Annotated in this window: 17 protein-coding genes and 1 other annotated feature; of the genes, 4 read left to right on the forward strand and 13 right to left on the reverse strand. The window is 39.8% G+C overall.

From position 1 onward, the window contains the following. Positions 1–9: 9 nt before the first annotated feature. From J7Q84_RS01390 to ilvE, 10 genes are all read right to left on the reverse strand, one after another. Positions 10–204 carry a DUF4025 domain-containing protein gene (locus J7Q84_RS01390; protein ID WP_209092606.1) on the reverse strand — a complete coding sequence of 65 codons (195 nt, stop codon included), beginning with the start codon at positions 202–204 and terminating at the stop codon, positions 10–12. A 478-nt stretch (positions 205–682) separates the two neighbouring features. After that, positions 683–1255, reverse strand: a complete 573-nt coding sequence (leuD, locus tag J7Q84_RS01395) for a 3-isopropylmalate dehydratase small subunit (protein ID WP_209092607.1) — start codon at positions 1253–1255, stop codon at positions 683–685. Then, positions 1233–2627, reverse strand: coding sequence for a 3-isopropylmalate dehydratase large subunit (gene leuC / locus J7Q84_RS01400; RefSeq protein WP_209093085.1), 1395 nt, complete (start codon positions 2625–2627; stop codon positions 1233–1235). Before leuC ends, leuD begins: the two co-directional genes overlap by 23 nt. After that, complete coding sequence (gene leuB, locus J7Q84_RS01405) at positions 2627–3697, reverse strand: 3-isopropylmalate dehydrogenase (protein WP_209092608.1); 1071 nt, start codon at positions 3695–3697, stop codon at positions 2627–2629. The genes leuC and leuB overlap by 1 nt, the downstream gene beginning before the upstream one ends. Before the next feature lie 15 nt (positions 3698–3712). Further along, positions 3713–5233: a 2-isopropylmalate synthase gene (locus J7Q84_RS01410; RefSeq protein ID WP_209092609.1), complete on the reverse strand. Its 1521-nt coding sequence runs from the start codon at positions 5231–5233 to the stop codon at positions 3713–3715. 2 nt (positions 5234–5235) lie between these two features. Next, positions 5236–6246: a ketol-acid reductoisomerase gene (gene ilvC / locus J7Q84_RS01415; RefSeq protein WP_209092610.1), complete on the reverse strand. Its 1011-nt coding sequence runs from the start codon at positions 6244–6246 to the stop codon at positions 5236–5238. A gap of 28 nt (positions 6247–6274) precedes the next feature. Then, the gene (gene ilvN, locus J7Q84_RS01420) at positions 6275–6790 is read right to left on the reverse strand and encodes an acetolactate synthase small subunit (protein WP_209092611.1); all 516 of its coding nucleotides are present in this window, start codon (positions 6788–6790) and stop codon (positions 6275–6277) included. After that, positions 6787–8487: an acetolactate synthase large subunit gene (gene ilvB, locus J7Q84_RS01425; protein ID WP_209092612.1), complete on the reverse strand. Its 1701-nt coding sequence runs from the start codon at positions 8485–8487 to the stop codon at positions 6787–6789. Before ilvB ends, ilvN begins: the two co-directional genes overlap by 4 nt. Before the next feature lie 62 nt (positions 8488–8549). After that, positions 8550–8777: a binding site (T-box leader), on the reverse strand. Further along, positions 8778–10445, reverse strand: a complete 1668-nt coding sequence (ilvD, locus tag J7Q84_RS01430) for a dihydroxy-acid dehydratase (RefSeq protein ID WP_209092613.1) — start codon at positions 10443–10445, stop codon at positions 8778–8780. 12 nt (positions 10446–10457) lie between these two features. Continuing rightward, a complete protein-coding gene (gene ilvE / locus J7Q84_RS01435; protein ID WP_209092614.1) occupies positions 10458–11354 on the reverse strand; it encodes a branched-chain-amino-acid transaminase in 897 nt (298 codons plus the stop codon). Between the two features lie 411 nt (positions 11355–11765). On the opposite strand from ilvE, the gene J7Q84_RS01440 reads away from it, so the two are divergent. The 3 genes from J7Q84_RS01440 to J7Q84_RS01455 all read left to right on the forward strand — a co-directional run bounded on the left by J7Q84_RS01440 (position 11766) and on the right by J7Q84_RS01455 (position 14525). Beyond that, positions 11766–12020 carry a DUF3911 family protein gene (locus J7Q84_RS01440; RefSeq protein ID WP_209092615.1) on the forward strand — a complete coding sequence of 85 codons (255 nt, stop codon included), beginning with the start codon at positions 11766–11768 and terminating at the stop codon, positions 12018–12020. Positions 12021–12735: 715 nt separating this feature from the next. Further along, on the forward strand, positions 12736–13413 hold the full coding sequence (locus J7Q84_RS01445; protein ID WP_209092616.1) for a DUF421 domain-containing protein: 678 nt from the start codon (positions 12736–12738) through the stop codon (positions 13411–13413). A 419-nt stretch (positions 13414–13832) separates the two neighbouring features. Further along, positions 13833–14525 (forward strand): C39 family peptidase, encoded by a 693-nt coding sequence (locus J7Q84_RS01455; RefSeq protein ID WP_209092618.1) that lies wholly within the window; start codon positions 13833–13835, stop codon positions 14523–14525. 69 nt (positions 14526–14594) lie between these two features. Here the strand turns inward: J7Q84_RS01455 and ytfJ are convergent, their stop codons facing one another. After that, a complete protein-coding gene (gene ytfJ, locus J7Q84_RS01460; RefSeq protein ID WP_209092619.1) occupies positions 14595–15056 on the reverse strand; it encodes a GerW family sporulation protein in 462 nt (153 codons plus the stop codon). Positions 15057–15218: 162 nt separating this feature from the next. Here ytfJ and J7Q84_RS01465 point away from each other — a divergent pair, with 162 nt between their 5' ends. After that, entirely contained in the window at positions 15219–15557 is a 339-nt protein-coding gene (locus J7Q84_RS01465) for an imidazole glycerol phosphate synthase (protein WP_209092620.1), read from the forward strand. Between the two features lie 33 nt (positions 15558–15590). Here the strand turns inward: J7Q84_RS01465 and J7Q84_RS01470 are convergent, their stop codons facing one another. Beyond that, the gene (locus J7Q84_RS01470) at positions 15591–16079 is read right to left on the reverse strand and encodes a transglycosylase SLT domain-containing protein (protein WP_209092621.1); all 489 of its coding nucleotides are present in this window, start codon (positions 16077–16079) and stop codon (positions 15591–15593) included. 382 nt (positions 16080–16461) lie between these two features. After that, the gene (fabL, locus tag J7Q84_RS01475) at positions 16462–17214 is read right to left on the reverse strand and encodes an enoyl-[acyl-carrier-protein] reductase FabL (protein ID WP_209092622.1); all 753 of its coding nucleotides are present in this window, start codon (positions 17212–17214) and stop codon (positions 16462–16464) included. Between the last annotated feature and the right edge of the window lie 158 nt (positions 17215–17372).

A 17372-nucleotide genomic window follows, 5' to 3' on the forward strand; every position in this document is an offset into this window, starting at 1 on the left:
CAGGGAGTTTTAAGCTTGTGAAGATGATTGTGCTTTACGTACATACGAATCAATTGTTCCTTCCGCATACAAGTCACTTATTTGTTCTCGTGTAATGCTGTGCTCATCTCCTTCAGTTGTAAATTGATTAGCTTTGCTGTTTTCTGCTTCATTATAAAAATTCCCTAGTGTGCCTTGGTCATTATATACTTCTCTATTATCCATTGCTTTGACCTCCTTATTTGTGCTCCATACTTATTCTGAACAAAAATAAAAATTTCAATAATGGAAGTATTATCCTCTAAAAACAACAGGGTGATAAATGGACTTCATGAGTCCCCTTCGCTGTTCAAACGTAGTCACTTCACTAGTACCATGTCTCAAGAGCTTTTCTACGTTTTGTTCCACATAGCTTCCTATATCATCCAAAAATGTGAATCAGAAGATACTGTAAACGGCACCTTATGCTTAGCGAGTACACTTAAAGAGGAACTTGGCACATTTTTTTGACAGGATAACGGCAATACAGACCTGCATTTATTTCAGTAGCTGTATCTGTTTTTTAAACCCTTTGCAATATTTTCATAGTAGGGAAGCAGAATGTTTTCATCAGATGGATAATTAAACATCTTCTTGTACAAGTTATGTTATCATAATGAAAATCGAAAAAACCTTCTGTCTAGCCTACAGAAGGTTTTTTCTATCATGCATGCTTTTCGTATGCAGCAATTTGTTCCTCAAATTCTAGTGTAACTGCAATATCATCTAAGCCTTGTAAGAGCTTTTCCTTCCAAACAGATTCAATTGAAAATGAATATTGCTTTTTAGCTGTTGTGACTGTTTGATTTTCTAAATTTATTTCAATGACGGCCGTTCCTTCTAAAGAAGCCAATTCTAATCGTGCTGCTTTATCTAATACGATAGGAAGAATACCGTTTTTCGTACAATTCATATAAAAAATATCAGCAAAGCTTCCTGCGATAATTACTGCAAACCCATAATCTTGCAGTGCCCATGGAGCATGCTCACGTGAAGAGCCGCAGCCAAAATTATCCCCTGTAACTAGAATTGTAGCTTGTTTACGCTCAACAGCATTTAAAGAAAAATGAGGATTTTTACTTCGATCTTCTAAATATCGCCATTCATCGAATAAAAATTGTCCGAATCCAGTTCGCTCTATTCGTTTTAAGTATTGCTTTGGTATGATTTGATCGGTATCTATGTTATCCTGCATAATTGATACAGTCGTACCTTTATGAATATGAAATGGCTTCACGGTATTCCTCCTTTCGAATATCTACAAACCTCCCGAATATTGCCGCTGCCGCTGCCATAGCCGGACTTACAAGATGCGTACGCGCCCCTTTCCCTTGTCTTCCTTCAAAATTACGATTTGATGTGGATGCACAATGTTCTGCTGCAGGCACTTGATCCGGATTCATGCCTAGGCACATAGAACAACCTGCTTCTCTCCATTCAAAGCCTGCTTCTATAAATATTTTATCCAAACCGAGCTGCACAGCTTCCTCTCTCACACTTTTTGAACCAGGTACTACTAAAGCTCGTATCCCATCTCTCACCTTTTTCCCTTTCACTACCCACGCTGCTTCCTGTAAGTCAGAAATTCTTGAATTTGTACAAGATCCAATGAATACATGTGCTATAGAAATATCCTCCGGCTTTTGTCCAGGCTCCAATCCCATATATTCATACGCACGATGGTCATTTTCACTTTGAATTTCAGGGAAAGCTTCATCTATACGAACACCCATCCCTGGGTTTGTTCCCCAGGTAACATACGGAGCAAGTAAAGAAACATCAATTTGAATAGTACGATCATATTGAGCATTTTCGTCAGTATATAGAAGTCTCCAATCATTTACCGCTTTTTCAAATTCTTTCGGAACATGAGGACGTCCCCTCATATAAGCAAATGTCGTTTCATCAGGTGCTATCAAACCCGCCTTGGCTCCACCTTCAATCGCCATATTACAAAGCGTCATTCTCTCTTCCATTGTCATATTCTTTACTGTTTCACCATGGAACTCTATAATATAACCGGTACCCATGGAAACTCCATATTCTGAAAGAATATGGAGTATTATATCCTTTGCGTATACCCCCTTTGGTAACATACCCTTCAGTTCAATTCCCATCGATTTTGGCTTCTTCTGCCACAATGTTTGTGTAGCCAGTACATGTTCTACCTCACTTGTTCCGATTCCAAATGCAAGCGCTCCGAATGCTCCATGGGTGGAGGTGTGACTGTCTCCGCACACAATCGTTTTCCCCGGTTGCGTTAAACCTAGCTCCGGCCCAATTACATGTACAATACCTTGCCTTTTATCTCCAATATCTGCAAGCTCAATTCCAAATTCTGTACAATTGTTCCTCAATGTATCCATTTGTGTTTTAGCAATGATATCCGTTATATTCCATATATCTTTAGTAGGGACATTATGATCCATTGTTGCGAATGTTAAATCCGATCGTCTTACTTTTCGGTTTGCGAGACGGAGCCCTTCGAACGCTTGCGGTGAAGTCACTTCATGTATCAAATGAAGATCTATATACAAAAGATCTGTACCACTATTGTCTTGTACAGTAATATGCTGATCCCAAAGTTTATCCAACAGCGTTTTTCCCATCATTTACATCTCCCTACCAAAGCTTGCTCTTCCATTTTCTCCAATACATAATAAGTAAATTTGGATGTAGACGTTGCTCCTCCTAAATCGAATGTTCGATGCCCGGCCTTCAATACAGAAGATACTGCATTCTCGATTGCTTGCGCTTCATTATGCAATTTAAAAGACTGCTCAAGCATCATAGCAACTGAACGAAGCATAGCAATCGGATTTGCTTTGTCTCGTCCGGCAATATCAGGCGCAGACCCGTGAATCGGCTCATATAAGGAAGGTCCCCAGCAAGAGTGGCTAGCTGATGGAAGCATCCCTAAAGAACCGGCGATTACAGACGCTTCATCGCTCAAAATATCTCCAAACAGGTTTTCCGTTACTACCACATCAAATCGTTTCGGGTTGCGAATTAATTCCATCGCTGCAGCATCTACTAAAAGATGCTCAAGCTCCACATCTGGATAACGGCTAGAAACTTCAACGGTAACTTCTCGCCACAGTTTGCTTGACTCTAGTACATTTGCTTTATCAATAGACGTGACTTTTCTCCTTCTCGCCCTTGCCAATTTAAAAGCATAATCTACAATTCTTTCAATCTCTCGTCGCGTATATGTTAATGTATCTGTAGCTCGTTCTGCACTACGTTCCTTCGGATATGAAAAGTAAATGCCTCCAGTCAACTCTCGTACAACAACAAAATTAACTTCCTTAACAATCTCTTCTTTTAATGGCGATAAGTGGACCGTTACTGAGTCCACTTGTACGGGACGAACATTAGCATATAATTCTAATGATTTCCGAAGAGAGAGAAGTCCTTTTTCCGGCCGTTCAGCACCTTTCTCCCATCTTGGTCCCCCAACTGCACCTAATAAAATTGCATCACTTGCTAAACAAGAAGTTAACGTTCGAGCTGGAAGCGACTGCCCTGTTTGATCAATAGCTGCACCTCCAAACAGTTCATCCTGCAAGTAAAATGTATGACCGTATAATTTTTCTATCATTTTCAGTACACTCTGTGCACTTTCCATTACTTCCGGACCAATTCCATCACCAGCTAGACACACAATCACTTTTTCCATCTCTGTTCCTCCTTTTTACTGTGTAATTGTTGTTTTTTTCTTCAGCTTACCTGCTGCATAAACATATGCTCTTGCAGAAGCTTCTAGTACATCCTGTGCTACACCAAAACCAGATACTTGCATTCCATTTTGTTCTATCTCCACATGCACTTGCGCCAAAGCATCCTGCCCTTGTGTAATAGATTGAATCCGGTAATCTATCAGCCTGCATTCTAATGAAAGGATACGATCGATAGCATTATAAATCGCTTCAATGCTTCCGGCTCCTGTTGCTGCATCTTCTAATAGAATTCCTTCTGCATTTTGCAACACTACCGTTGCTGATTGTGTACCTGTAGAAATAAAGTGGGCTTGTAAATGTTTTACTTCATATAGCTGATCCATCGAAGTCGTTTCCCCAAGTACAAGGGCATGCAAGTCATCTTCTGTAATTTCTTTTTTTCGATCTGCCAACTGTTTAAACGCATGGAACGCACGATCCCGTTCTTCCTCACTCAATGAGTATCCAAGCCCCATCATACGCTCTGTAAATGCATGTCTTCCTGAATGTTTTCCAAGAACTAATTGGTTTGTCGTTTCTCCAACAAGTTCAGGAGATATGATTTCATATGTAGTCGCTTCTTTTAGTACTCCATCTTGATGAATACCTGATTCATGAGCAAATGCGTTAGCTCCTACAACCGCTTTATTTTTTGGAACAATCATACCTGTTAGACGGCTGACCAGCTTGCTTGTATGTTTAATCTCTTTTAATTTCAAATCAGAATCAACATTGTAGTAATCCTTGCGAATATGGAGTGCAACAGCTACTTCTTCCAAAGCAGCATTTCCAGCACGCTCCCCAATACCGTTAATAGTCCCCTCCACCTGCAACGCTCCACTTTCAATAGCTGCAAGTGAATTTGCAACCGCCATACCCAGGTCATCATGACAATGACAAGAAAAAATAGCATTATTATAGGAAGGAACATTATTTTTTAAATATTTAAACAATCGGTAATATTCGTTCGGATTTGTATAGCCTACTGTATCTGGAATATTAATAACATCCGCTCCGCACTGAATGGCCTCCTCTAATACTTCTGCCAAAAAAGCATAATTACTGCGGGTTGCATCTTCCGCGGAAAATTGAACGACAGGAAACAGTGATTTGCAAAGTCGAACAGAACGGCGAACTGTTTCCAATACCTCTGTTCTAGACATTTTCAACTTGTACTTCATATGAATATCGCTTGTAGCCAAAAAGGTATGAATTCTCGGCTGAGCCCCCTCCTTTAACGCTTCATAAGCCATGCGAATATCTGACTCTTTTGCACGTGCCAAGCTCATGACAGAAGCATTTTTAATTGTGCGCGCAATTTGCTGAACAGATTGAAAATCACCTGGGGAAGCGGCTGCAAAGCCCGCTTCCATGATATGAATCCCCAAACGTTCCAACTGTTTAGCAATCTGAAGCTTTTCCTGTTGATTCAGGTTGACACCTGCTGATTGCTCACCATCCCGAAGAGTGGTATCCATAAACTGGATTGTTCTCATTTTTATCGAACCTCCACTTTTATCTTAGGTCTGACAAATGGCATCATCTCACGCAGTTTGCGCCCCACTTCTTCTATTTGATGTTTATTTTCCTGCTCATTAATTGTATTAAACTGCGGTCTTCCAGCTTTATGCTCTGCAATCCATCCTTTTGCAAACGTACCATCTTGAATTTCAGCAAGCACTTGCTTCATTGCTTGTTTTGTTTCCTCTGTAACAACACGTGGCCCAGAAACAAAATCTCCCCATTGCGCTGTATCAGATACAGAATATCGCATACCTTCTAAGCCGCCTTCATACATAAGATCCACAATTAACTTCAGCTCATGTAAGCACTCAAAATACGCCAGCTCAGGCTGATAACCTGCTTCAACTAATGTCTCGAACCCTGCTTTCACAAGTGCTGTGGCTCCGCCGCAAAGGACAGCCTGCTCACCAAACAAGTCAGTTTCTGTTTCTTCCTTGAATGTTGTTTCTAGTACCCCTGCACGAGTAGAGCCAATACCTGCTGCATATGATAATGCCTTTTCACGTGCTTCACCCGTCGCATCTTGATATACTGCGAACAATGCAGGTACCGCTGCCCCTTCTGTAAATGTACGGCGTACAAGATGCCCTGGTCCTTTCGGTGCTACAAGGAATACGTCTACATCTTCAGGAGGAGTAATCTGACCAAAATGGACATTGAATCCATGTGCAAATACCAATGCGTTCCCCCTCTTTAAATACGGTTCAATTTCGTTTTCATATACTCCTGGCTGACGTTCATCCGGCAATAAAACCATAACCACATCTGCTTCTTCGACAGCTTCTGCCACCGGCTTTACTGAAAATCCGTCCGCCTTCGCCTGCTCCCATGATTTTCCTTGGCGCAAACCAACTACTACGTCAAATCCGTTATCCCTCAGATTTTGTGCATGTGCATGTCCTTGAGATCCGTACCCTACAATTGCAATTTTCTTTCCTTCCAATACATTTGTTTGAACAGAATCAGAATAATATACCTTTGCCATTTTTAATCTCCTCCATATATTAAAATTTTTAATTAAACAACATCATATGCTGCTTTTCTTGCTTCTTCATGCTGCGTGTAAAGGCTGTTACACCTGTACGTGCAATTTCTTTTAGTCCATACGGGCGGAGCAGTTCAATTAATGCTTCGACCTTTTCTTGAGTTCCTGTTACTTGAACAACAATGGAATCCTTTCCAACATCAATAACTGAAGCACGGAACGGTTCGATCAAACTATACAATTCTGCTCTTGCCGCGGCGGACGAGGCTACCTTAATTAGTGCCAGCTCCCGAGCAATCATCGCATCGTCTGTAATATCAGATACTTTTAAAACATCTATTTGTTTATTTAGTTGTTTAATAAGCTGTTCTATTTGTTGAAGATGTTCCACATGAACAACGAACGTCATACGGGAGACGTGCGACGATTCTGTATGACCTACAGAAATACTCTCGATGTTGAACTGACGTCTTGTCATAACTCCTGTTATCCGGTTCAACACCCCGCTTTGATTGCGAACAGTAGCCGTTACAATCCGCTTCATTCCCCCACTCCCTCCATTTCATGAACACCTTTACCAGGCGCTACCATCGGCATAACTTTCTCTGATTGTATAACCCGGCAGTCAATAACAATAGGTCCTTCATAGGCAATAGCTTGGCGCAACTCTTCTTTCGCCGTTTTTGGGTTTTCTATACGAATCCCCTTAATCCCATAAGCTTCTGCCAACGCGACAAAATCCGGCTGACACTGGAGAATCGAATGTGAATATCTTTTGTTATAAAATGACTCTTGCCATTGGCGAACCATTCCAAGTGCTTCATTATTAATAATGAGAACCTTGATTGGAAGATTATGTTCTTTTACAACACTTAATTCTTGCAACGTCATTTGAAAACCGGCATCCCCCACTACTGCAACAACAAGTTCATCCTGTTTAGCAAATTGTGCTCCAATAGCGGCCGGAAATCCAAAGCCCATCGTTCCCAATCCTCCCGACGTCACCCATTTATCCGGTTCAGTCAGGAGATAGTACTGAGCAGCCCACATTTGATGCTGTCCTACATCTGTAGTGATAATAGCTTTTCCCTCTGTCACCTCATACAGCATTTTCAAAGCCGCCTGAGGTTTAATTGCTGTTTCATCGTCTTCATATGAAAACGGGTATTTTTCTTTTCGCTGTTTTTGTAATCGAAGCCACACATCGTGATTTCTCTTAACATCTTCAGATTCTAACAACATCTCTAATGCACGTTTTGCTGTGCCCACAATTGGGATTTCTGTGGGGACGTTTTTTCCGATTTCAGCCGGATCAATATCGATATGTGCTACCACAGCATTTGGAGCAAAATGCTGTAAATTTCCTGTAAGACGATCATCAAAACGAGCTCCGAAATTAATCAATAAGTCGCATTCATGTAAGGCCATATTCGCAGAGTATGAGCCATGCATCCCTCCCATTCCTAAGAAAAGCGGATCTTCCGGTGGAAATCCTCCCAATCCAAGAAGGGTATGAACGACTGGAATTTGGTACATTCGTGCAAACTCTGTCAGCTCTTTTGATGCTTTGGCATGCAGTACACCTGCTCCAGCTAAAATTACTGGTTTTTGAGCCTGCCTCAGTGCATGGAGCAGCTTTGCAATTTGCAGTCGATTCGGTTCGTACGTCGGCTGGTACCCCGGCAAGCTCATTTCTACCTTTTCTGTACGTAATCCGGATTCTACTACCATGTTTTTAGGCAAATCAATGACGACAGGACCTGGTCTCCCAGTAGAAGCGATATGAAAGGCTTCTTTTATAATGCGTGGTAAATCAGATACTTTCCTTACTTGGTAATTATGTTTTGTGACTGGCATTGTCAAACCTATCACATCAGCTTCCTGAAATGCATCTGTCCCAATCACAGTTGTTGCTACTTGCCCTGTAAAAACAACTAAAGGCAAAGAATCCATCATCGCATCTGTTAACCCGGTAATAATATTTGTCGCACCTGGTCCACTAGTTGCAATAACCACCCCCGGTTTTCCAGTAACACGGGCATACCCTTCAGCGGCGTGTATAGCACCCTGTTCATGTCTTGTTAATACATGGGGAATGTCACAATCATACAGAGCATCGTACAAAGGAAGTACAGCTCCCCCTGGATATCCGAAAATGATTTCTACACCTTCTTCTTGCAGAGCCTCTAGTAAAAGAGCGGCTCCAGCAGCTGTCTTTTCCTTTGTTTGTTGTAGTGACATTGTTACTAACCTCCTACATTTTTTTACGTAAAAAAAATCTTTCGCCCATGCTTAATCTAAGCAAAAGGGGCGAAAGATTCGCGGTACCACCCTTCTTCGCAAGATATATCTTGCCTCAACGACTCTATAGAGTCCAGCCTATAACGCGGCTTACGTCTAAGCCTTTGCCAAGTGACATTCAGCTTAGCACTCAAGGGCGATGTTCATCAGCGTGAACCATCGGTTTCCACCAGCCACCGACTCTCTGTTAGGCTTCACAGCTAACTACTCCTCCCCGTCAACGCTTTATGTTATACTTTCAAAACCCCTCCGGTATTAGCACTTGTTACAAGCTTCGCATAACGTGCCAAATAACCGTTTTTCACCTTTGGAGCTGGAAAAATAAATCCTTGCTTTCTCTTTTCTAATACTTCGTCTGAGACATCAAGATGAATCGTTCTCGCTTCCAAGTTGATAATAATCGTATCTCCATCTTCTATGTAAGCAATTGGTCCTCCTTCCGCAGCTTCTGGAGATACATGACCGATGGCGATTCCTCTTGTAGCTCCCGAGAAGCGTCCGTCTGTCAGCAAAGCTACTTTTGTTCCGAGTCCTCTTCCAACAATAGCAGAGGTTGGAGCCAGCATCTCAGGCATACCTGGCCCCCCTTTTGGTCCTTCATATCGAATTACTACCACATGTCCTTCTTTCACAATCCCTCCATGAATAGCAGCTACTGCTTCATCATGAGAGTTAAAACAAATGGCTTCCCCAATAAAGGTTTGAATCGCTGGATCTACTGCTCCCACTTTAATTACCCCACCATGCGGAGCAACGTTTCCAAACAGAATCGATAATCCCCCTGTTTTACTATAAGGATCCTCCTTTGAACGAATAACCTTCGTATTTGTAATCTCAGCTTCTTGTACGTTTTCTTCAAGTGCTTTTCCTGTAATTGTAATTCTCTCCGGATGAATAGCTCCTGGAATCGAAGCTAATTCCTTTATAATAGAAGAGACCCCCCCAGCCAAATGGACATCATGCATGGAGTAATGAGACGCAGGACTAATTTTTGCTAAATAAGGTACTCGTTCAGCAACTTGGTTAATCCGCTGCATATCATATTCAATTCCTGCTTCATTTGCTATGGCCAACATATGTAACACCGTATTCGTAGATCCTCCCATGGCCATATCAAGAGCGAATGCATCATCAATAGCTTCTTTTGTAATGATGTCACGCGGCTTGATATCTTTTTTAATAAGATCCATCAAATGAAATGCCGCTTGATAAATCAAGTCGTGACGCTCTTTACTGGTTGCAAGCATCGTACCATTTCCCGGAAGAGCAACACCGAGCATTTCCATAATGGTATTCATAGAATTTGCCGTAAACATTCCGGAACAAGAACCGCAAGTCGGACAGGCTAAACGCTCAATTTCTAACAATTCAGCTAAGCTCATTTTACCGGATTTGTGAGCTCCGACCCCTTCAAATACAGATACAAGAGAAAGAGGTGTTCCATCCTCCTTAGCTCCCGCTTCCATCGGTCCTCCTGAAACAAATACAGCAGGGACGTTTGTTCGTACAGCTGCCATGAGCATCCCCGGTGTAATCTTGTCACAGTTTGGCATATAGAAAACTCCATCAAACCAATGAGCATTGATTACGGTTTCCGCTGCATCTGCAATAATTTCCCGGCTAGGGAGCGAATAACGCATCCCGATATGCCCCATAGCAATTCCATCATCTACCCCTATAGTGTTAAATTCAAACGGTACTCCACCCGCTTCACGAATTGCAGCTTTTGCTACATCCGCCAGCTCACGTAAATGAATATGTCCTGGCACAATGTCAATATATGAATTACATATTGCAATAAAAGGTTTATCAAAATCTTCAGGCTTTACTCCCGCTGCATATAGCAAGCTGCGATGTGGCGCTCTATCCACCCCTTGTTTAATCATATTGCTTCGCAAGAAACTCTCCCCCTATAATACGACTTGATCTTCTGCATAAATTTTTTCACCGTCTCGTACGACAAGCTTTCTAAACTCTTCTAGTAAACGATTTGTATGAACTCCAGGCTTTCCATGGCCAATTGTTCTGCCATCCACCTGTGTTACTGCAATTACCTCTGCTGCTGTGCCTGTTAAGAACACTTCATCTGCTATGTATACATCATGGCGTGTAAATAACTCTTCCCGCACCTCATACCCGAGTTTTTCTCCAATCTCCATAATCGTATTTCGAGTAATTCCCTCTAATGCACCCGCTGAACTGGGTGGTGTAATCAATTGCTTTCCTTTCACGATGAAAATGTTATCTCCTGAACCTTCAGCCACATACCCTTGTTCATTAAGCATTAATGCTTCTTGTACCCCTGCCAGTTTTGCCTCAATTTTCACAAGAATATTATTTAAATAATTTAATGATTTCACTTGTGGACTTAGTACATCCGGCCGGTTTCTTCTTGTTGCCACTGTAATAATAGGAATACCTGTTTCATAATAATGAGCTGGAAACAAGGCCAGTTGCTCTGCTATGATAACAACGTTCGGTCTCGGACAAGTAGAAGGATCCAATCCAAGATTTCCATCTCCTCGCGATACAACCAAACGAATATAGCCGTCTGATAATGCATTTCTTTGAATCGTTTCTACCACTGCTTTCATTAATTCCTCTAATGTATATGGAATTTCTAATAAAATTGATTTTGCAGATTCATACAAACGAACAAGGTGCTCCTTTAAACGAAATACGTTGCCGCTGTACAAGCGAATGCCCTCGAATACGCCATCTCCATATAAATATCCGTGATCATAAACGGATACTTTTGCTTCGTCCTTTCTTACAAATTTTCCGTTAAGAAAAATTAATTGCTCCATAGCTTAAAATCCCCCTATTTCGTTTTGCTTCACCTTTACCTATTCTTGATTTCCTATAAATTGAATTCGTTTGCTTTTTTATAGTTTACGCTTGTGTTCCAAAGAAATCAAAATAATTTTTTGAATATTTAAAAAATTTAAACTTTACGAGAAGGTTTAGTTCCTTGTCAGATCAACATTGTTAACGTTTACAAGAAATCAAAAAAATCTTTTCGACAAAACTCGTGTAAAAAAACCTGTAATTTTTAAGAAGGAATTCATAAAAAGAATGCGAATCTATGTTAGCTAATAAACAGGCGTTTTGTTTGCAGTAAAATGATTGTCCACTGCAAATAACAAGAATAATAGGTGTCATAGTAAAAAAAGATGCGACATACTACTATTCTTAAAAAGCTTAAGGAGGAATTGCACATGGCAAGCTTACAAATCAAAGGATCGAAAGAAGAAGTAATGGAGATGTTAAAATTATTTGACTTAATGGACACAAAAGGATTTTGCAAGTTAGAAAGCTACGTAGAGCTTTACCCATATTCAGAATCAGAACAGGAGGATTACAGAAGTCTATTTATGGCTTCCATTGATGTGCACTCTAATAACGCAGAAATAAAAGATGTATTAAATGACTATCTTGTAAGCCAAATGCTTACAGGTGTATATAACGATTGATTAGTCTAAAATTGCAATAATACTTAATACGAACAAAACAAAGTATGAGAATATATCGTGGTATAACCCTTTCACTCTGTGAAATATTAATTTATGACTGGAATTCAAAATGTTATAACAGTAGGTTCTGCAATCGAGCCAACCGGCTTAAGCGCAGAATAAGTTTGTCAACAGGTAGAAAGTGAGTGTCAATAGTACCAAAGTATACGAGGAGCTATGCTTATGTTTCCGTCGTCATAAAATATAGAAAATCCCGATTCTGTACAGAATCGGGATTTTTATCATACCCTAACGGGAAAGTAACATGTTTTGAGTACTCTCGTGATGAAGCCCTGCCTCTCTTTCATCGCTGCGGCTCCTCTGACCGCTCCTGCAAGAAGCTAGCATGAGGGAATTCATTTCACTTCTTTACTTACCTGCACGAACGTTTGCAAAAGCTGTTAAAGTTGCTGACTACTATAAATAGCCCGATCAGTAACATCCTTTCCGTTTCGTACACGTATAAATTATTTTCAATGCATACTAGCTTATTTGGAATACTATAACATCATCATTTATCTTATGACTGAGACACAATTAATAATTATACCAAAAACAAAATAAAAGTCAATACAATAAGATATTTTTTCATCCTACCTAGTATTATTTATTATTCATAAAAAATGAAAAAGGATTCATATTAAGAAGAGACCATTCAAAAGAGCGGGTGAAATCCATGGTTTTTGTCAAAATTTTCTTAGAGCTTGTTACAGGTTACATTGCATTACTATTAACTACAAAATTTTTGGGCAAAACCCAAATCAGTCAAATTACACCATTTGATTTTGTGTCTGCACTTGTGCTAGGTGAATTCGTTGGTGCAGCAGTTTTCCAAAAAAATGTAGGCGTTGCGGAAATTGCATTCGCTGTCTTCGCTTGGGGAGGATTGATTTATCTTACAGAAGTCGTTACACAAAAATCACGAAGACTTCGTAATTTCCTTGAAGGAAAGCCTTCGCTTATTATTTGTCAAGGAATGATTATTTGGAAAGAACTAAAAAGTAATCACCTTGATATAGACCAATTGATGCAGCTCTTAAGAGCAAAGGATGTATTTTCATTGCAAGATGTAGAGTATGCAGTATTAGAAAACGACGGAACAATCAGCGTCTTGAAAAAATCAAATATCGATGTTCCGACACGGCAGGACCTTCATTTATCGGCAAATAAAGTTTCTATGCCAGCCATTCTTATCAGTGACGGCCAAGTCCGTCTAGATGTTTTAAAACAATGTGGGCTAGATAATAACTGGCTACACCAACAGCTTCAGAAGCAAGACACTGTACGTGTTAATGAAATTTGTTATGCAGAGTGGAGAGAGGGTCAGGACCTATACATACAAAAGTACAACTAAAAAGCAATATCCGAAATAGGATATTGCTTTTTAAATGTAATGTTTTTTCATAAATGAAAATGGAGATTTATTTTTTAATATATACACAATAAATGCGCTCATAAGCATCATTAAGCCAATTACAAAATTTTTCACATTAATCATCTGTCTTCCTCCTGTTTTTTTACCCCTTACGTTTATTTTCACATCTATCTTTGCCTCTTCGAATTCAGAAGTACCCTTATAGGTTTTCACCTACACCATTTTTGCCCGTTTTTTCACTTTGTAAACGGAACATAAAAATTTTATTACAACTGGATTCATTGTACAGGAAATAATTAACCCTTACAGAATTAAATACTGCATATGCTCTCGGAAGCACACTTGCAATACTATACCATATAGTTCCTGGTATGAAAATATAAAAGGAGTGAATACATATGTTGGAAACATTAAAACAGCATAAAAAGAAAACGTTAGTTTCTCTTCCTCTTGTTGCTGCAATTTCATATTGCGGTTTTCGGAAATGGCATGATAGAAATATATGTACAATGTTGCAAGCACCTCATATTTTACAAAATCCAGAATTGCCAAGAGGATGTGAAGTTACCAGCCTGGCTATGCTACTTTCATATATGGGTGTGCAAACAGACAAAATGGAACTAGCGAATAAAATTGATAAAGTTCCGTTTGAAACAGACAGTTTAAACGGGAATATGCACAAAGGTTTTGTCGGGGATATGTATTCGATGAGTCAACCTGGATTAGGGGTATATGCAGATCCTATTTATAAACTTGGCTTATCATACTTGCCTGAGTTGATAAATTTAACAGGGTGTGATACTGAAAATATTTATACTATGATTGAGGAAGGGGCTCCTGTTTGGGTCATTATTAACGACACCTTTACAACACTTCCAGTTGATCGTTTTGAAACCTGGTATACAGATGAAGGCCCTCTACATGTGACATATGCTCAACACAGTGTTTTAGTAACCGGTTACACTAAAAAGTATGTGTATATCAATGATCCTTTATACCCAGAAGCAAACCGTCAAATTAATCGGACAGATTTTGAAGAAGCTTGGATTCAAATGGGACGACAAGCGATAAGCTATAAAAAATGCTTGTAAATAGTCCTGCAGAACCAGGAATAACAGGATAAAATGCAAATAAAAAAGCCTGACAACAGGCTTTTTTATTTACAGTAATGGTTCATCTTTTTTGTGATTAGACGAATTTGTATCAAACATAGTTTGCACAGTGCCAATGGCTTGCGGGGCAACATCGATAGCTTTTTCAATCAAATGTGTTCCACTATGTAAATGCATAACTTGTACACCTTTGCTTCCTACTGTTAAAAAAGCAACTGGCGTAATCGCTACTCCAGCACCGCTACCGCCGCCAAATGGCAAATGTTCTTTATATTCCGCATCTTTTTCTTCAAGTCTATGATGCCCTGTATGAGGACGCGCTGTTCTCTTTACATTCCCTTCAAAATCACTTCCACCCGCTCCAAAGCCAAATGCTACTTTGGAAACCGTTAAAATTACACTCCCATCTGGAGTGGAGACAGGCTTTCCTAGAATTGTATTTACATCCACCATTTCTTTCAGATTTTCCATCGTTGTCTTCATGAGGCCTTGAATCGGATGTTCTGCCATACAAATCCTCTCACTTTCATTGGTATTCTCTCCTATGTTTTCCAAAACAAGTAATACCATACCCATTTTTTGCTCTTTCTTATATCAAATGAAAAATCCTTTTATGGGACATACTACAAATACTCTTCACAATGTGAAGAGATTATTTTGGGAGGGATTGCAGTGGCAGATCGAGACTATGATCGAGATTTTATTGAAGATAACGTAGACGAAGAATACGCAGCAGAGGTAGCACCTTCTACTTTTCGCCAAGAAAGACGAGAAGTAGAACCGACCACAGCTGGTGCTGCTATCGGCTGGATTGCATTGGCACTAGCTGCCTTATCCTTTTTCACATACCCTGTCTTTTTTGGAATTGCTGCTGTCGTATTAGGGATATATGCCATTAGCCGCGATGCAAAAACCACGGGATGGATGGCTCTCATTATAGGAGGAGCTGCTGCCTTACTGGCTCTCTTTTTCCGAGTTGCACTCGTGAGCTTTTTCCTTTCACTGTTTTAATAAAAAGCAGGAAGAGAACATCTCTTCCTGCTTTTATTGTTGTGCTGTAATAAGCTTCTTGCCATGCAGCAGCTTATAGTAACTCTTATGTTTCTCAACCGCTCTCATATAATGATCGAGATCTCCGCCCTGTATATTTTTCCCGTTTCTAGATGTCCAATGCTTCATTGTAAAGACGTGATTTTTTGTACTATATACCTTCCCAAGATACCAAATTCCAAGCTTTAAATTTGTTTCAGGGTGAGTAATAAGACTTCGATCAAAATATTTCATACCCATTTCTTTTGCAATGCGAGCTGCCGTTTTATCGGAGAGGTTCATTAATCCACCCTTTTGCGCTTCGTTAAAATCGCTTTCTACTTTAACAATACTTGCCACAAAAAGTGGATGAACGTTATATTCCTTTGCGTATTTTGTAATAATTTTCTCATATTTCAAAGGCAACATGTACGTTCGAACTAGAAAAAAGCTGCCTATTGAAAGAAGTATCAAGATACTGCTCACAGCCAATGCTTTTTTCAAATTCATCCCTCCTTATCATTAGAATTTCCAACGGGGTCTTTCTATACAATAATAGGTTCATGGTAAAATAAGGAGCTTACTTACCAGATCATTATTCAAATTTACAAAATAATAAAAATTTCAAAATAGAAATTACCTTTTAAAATATTGACTTCGCAAGCAAAACAATCCATACAAAAAACTTCACTCTTCATATTTCTCCCAGCGAAAACCTTTTAATCCACGTTCTTTCTCCTTATTTCAAATTTTTCACATATATTAAATAATATTTTTCTTCGCATTAACATGAAAGCCTTTCCATACAACCACTAAAAAACCTTTGCCAAAACAGCAAAGGTCTGAATCTTTATATGTAGACTAACATTTATAAAAACAAAAAAACTTAACACAATAATGAAAGACCGCCATCCACAATAATGGTTTGTCCACGGACCATACTTGCTGCTGGAGTACATAAGAAATATACAGTCTCCGCTAAATCCTCCGGTTCTACAATCCGACCCGCTGGATTACGCTCTGCAGCAGCTTGCAGCAATTCTTCTCGATTTGGAAAATGCTTCAATGCATCTGTATCAACCGCTCCACCGGATACTGCGTTCACCACAATCCCTTTTGGCGCAAGCTCTACCGCCAAATAACGCGTTAATGCTTCTACTCCAGCTTTGGATACTCCTACCGTCACATAATTGGGAAGCGCTCGAATGGAACCAAGACTAGAAAGGGCCACAATTGCTCCTCCCCCGTTTTTTTCCATTAATTTTGCAGCTTCTTGGGAAGCAAACAAATAAGCCTTTGTGTTGATATCCTGCGTCCAATCCCAATGGCTTTCCTCAACTTCCATTAACGGACGCAATACACCAGAAGCAGCATTATTAATGAACACATCTAGTCTGCCAAATACCCTTTCCGCTTCTTGAAACAAAGCTTGAATTTGCTCTATTTCTTTTACATTAGCTTTTACAAGATGAACCTTCACATTATATTGACCTTCAATTTCTCTTTTGGTTTCTTCCGCATCCCCTTTTTTCCTCATATAATTTAACACTAAGTCATAGCCTTCTTTTGCAAATCGTTTTGCCACCGCTTTGCCGATTCCCCGTGTACCGCCTGTTATCAATGCTGCTTTTCGTACCATGTTGCATCCTCCATCCTATTCTCTATACTTATAAAAATGTTGATTGAAAAATAAGTTCATCCTTATAAGGGCAAAAATCCTTGTGAAGTTCACATCGATTTCACATGCCTCTACTATACTACAATTATCATATAAAATACTAACCCCATCAAATTTGG

The sequence above is a fragment of the Bacillus sp. 165 genome (genome assembly GCF_017742235.1).
In the GTDB taxonomy this organism is placed as follows: domain Bacteria; phylum Bacillota; class Bacilli; order Bacillales; family Bacillaceae_G; genus JAGHKQ01.